Raw genomic sequence first — 2,878 nt, forward strand, 5'->3', positions numbered from 1 at the left:
GACCTTCAGCGCCTCGAATCCATCGCGGTCGCCCAGGGCGATGTCGAGCAGGATCACATCGACCGGGGTCGTTCGCAGTATTCGCAGCGCCCCGGGGCCATCGGACGCCTCCTGGATCGACCCGATCCGGGCCTCCTCCGACAGGATCTGAATGAGACCCCGGCGGATGATCATGTGATCGTCGACCACGAGGAGACTGATCACGCGAGCACACCCCGCAGCCTCAAAGACACCCGGGTGCCCTCGCCGAGGGTACTGGCAATGGTGAGCTCGCCGCCGATGGCACGCGCGCGTTCATGCATCCCGAGCAGTCCGAAACTGATGGGCTGAGCCGGCAGCCGCATCCCGCGGCCGTCGTCGGCCATTGCGATCAACAGATCCCGGTCCTGTGCGTCGGTCGAGAGACAGACCCGGCGTGCGTCGGCATGACGCTGGGTGTTGGTCAGCACCTCCTGGACGATGCGGTACACGGCGATCTCCGCGTCCCGCCCCAGGCGGCAGCGCTCGACCTCGGCGGGGCAGATGAAGCTGCAGCGAAGGCCCGAGCGGGCCTCCGTCTCTTCCAGCAAGGACTCCAGGGCCGCCCAGAGACCCAGGTGATCGAGGACGCCGGGGCGCAGGTCGTTGAGGATGCGGCGCAGGGCGTCCATAGCGCCGCCGCCGATCTCGAGCGCCGCGTCGATATGGCGGCGCATCAGCGGGTCGTCGGTCAGGCGTTGGCGCAACCAATTGAGCTCAAGCTGCATGGCGGTCAACGAGGCGCCCAGATCGTCGTGAATCTCGCGTGCGATGTGTGCCCGCTCCTCTTCCCGGACCGAGTTGAGATGGGCCGAGAGGCGCAGAAGTCCGTCGTGCGCCTGACTCAGTTGCAGGTGCGCGGCGGACAGCTCCGCGGTCCGCTCGACGACACGTCGCTCCAATTCGGCGCGGGCGGCATGGAGCGCCGCCTCGGTACGCTTGCGCTCGGTGATGTCGGTGAAGGTGACGACCGCGCCGACCACCTCATCGCCGTTGCGGATGGGGTAGGAGGCATACTCGGCCGGGAAGGGGCTGCCGTCGCGCCGCCACAGGACCTCGTCCTCGACCCGGCAACTGCAGCCCTCCTTGAACGCCTTGAAGATCCGGCAGTCCTCCACCGGCATCCGTGCACCGTTTCCGTGCGAGTGATGGATGAGATAGTGCATCTGGCGCCCGAGCACCTCATCGGGCTCGTAACCCAGCAGCTCGGCGCCGACCCGGTTGATGAAGATGCAGCGCCCGGCAAGGTCGATGCCGTAGATGCCTTCACCGGCGGACTCGAGCAGCATCTCGAGTTGGCGCCGCCAGGCCGCGTGGTGGGAGAGGTGGTGGAGATTCGCGAACATGCGGAGACAGGATGGCCCGGCGATGGGTGTCGTCCATGCAAAAAAGGGACCTGTCCGAGCCGATGGCGACTCCCTGCCGCCCGGAAACGAGCGACATGCCACCGGCCGGGAGCCGCAGCGGGTCCGTTATGGTAACGGCCGGACCTTGATGCTTCCAAAGCAGGCGGGACAATCGCGGGTCGCGGATCGTGCCGACCGGGGCATGATCGGAACCGTCGGGACCTCTTTGGCTCGGGGCGGGTGTCCGGCTCCACCTCGGACAGTTCAACCTTCGGATGCGCTCGTTACCGTCACGGTCGGGGCCTTGAGTGTTGAAAGTTGAGTGTTGACGTTCGCCTTATCCAACCAGTCTTTCTCAGAATGATCTCCGCTGATTTGCCAATTTACGCCATCGCTGTTGTCGAGGACTGTGAGCTACGACTATGTGAGTCTTGGGACTCCGTTGTGGCAACAACCCCCAAAGAAGATGCAGGTCAACCCGAACTTGTCGAGTGGCGGCTCGACGCGCTTATGGAAAGCTTTCCATAAGCGCGTCCTACTGTCTGTCGCGTCCCCGGGATCGGCGACGGTTCGGCCCCAGGATCGGTCAGTCGCGGCCGCTCGGGTTACATATACCGTCCCCGCAACTCCCGCTTGATTCTCCTCCGGGTGCGACTGATGAGACCTTGACTGACTACGAGCGCGTCAAGGTGGACAAGATCGAAATCCCCGGGGATGAGCGCCATGTCCGGCGCTGAGTACGTCAACAGCACTATCTGGATCGATGCCCATCGGGACAGCCCGGAAGATGCATTGGGGGCCGGCATACATAAACCCATCCACCACGAATCGCAGCACCGCACGATGTATTGCAGACAGCCAATGCCTCTTCCAGCACCTCAGAGAAACTCGACCTCACCCGTGCTGAGATTGTGCATCGCCGGCACCACCTTGATCTCGCCTTGATCGACTAAAGCCTTGAGGATCGGGCTCTGGCGCAGGATCTCGGCGACCTGTAGCTTGGTGTTGGCCGCCGTGACGGCCTCGACGAAGTCGGCATTGCTCGCGTTGCGTTGCGCATCAGCGGAGACCGGTGTCGCATCCACGGCAGGCATGATCTTGGCCAACAACCCGGTGAGATGGCCCAGCTCGACGCCATCGCAGGCACCCATCACGGCCCCGCAAGCGCTGTGACCCATCACCACGATCACCTTGGAACCCGAGACCTTGGTCGCAAACTCGAAACTTCCGAGCATGTCGTCGCTGATCACGTTGCCGGCCACCCGCGCGACAAAGAGATCGCCAACCCCTTGATCGAAGATGATCTCCGGCGCCGAACGCGAGTCGAGGCACGAGAGGATCACGGCAAACGGATACTGAGCAGACGCCGTGCGCTGCGCTTGGGCGGAGAGATCTCGGTTGTGCATGGTTCCGTCAACGAATCGGCGATTACCTGCCTTGAGCTTGTCGATCGCCATCTCCGGCGTCATCGCATCTTGCTTCGCTGCATTAAAGGTCACGTAGGGGCGATCAGA

General features: G+C 63.7%; 3 protein-coding genes. All 3 read right to left on the bottom strand.

Going from position 1 to position 2,878, the window contains the following annotated elements:
• Window positions 1–204, bottom strand: a 204-nt coding sequence (locus GPT33_RS18440; RefSeq protein ID WP_296812011.1) for a response regulator, incomplete at its 3' end; no start/stop codon positions are given.
• The gene (locus GPT33_RS18445) at window positions 201–1,364 is read right to left on the bottom strand and encodes a PAS domain S-box protein (protein WP_296812013.1); all 1,164 of its coding nucleotides are present in this window, start codon (window positions 1,362–1,364) and stop codon (window positions 201–203) included. The genes GPT33_RS18440 and GPT33_RS18445, both read right to left, overlap by 4 nt.
• An 878-nt stretch (window positions 1,365–2,242) precedes the next feature.
• Window positions 2,243–2,878, bottom strand: a 636-nt coding sequence (locus tag GPT33_RS18450) for a carbonic anhydrase family protein (protein WP_296812016.1), incomplete at its 5' end; no start/stop codon positions are given.

Origin of the sequence: Thiocapsa sp., assembly GCF_011390875.1 — a bacterium.
In the GTDB taxonomy this organism is placed as follows: domain Bacteria; phylum Pseudomonadota; class Gammaproteobacteria; order Chromatiales; family Chromatiaceae; genus Thiocapsa.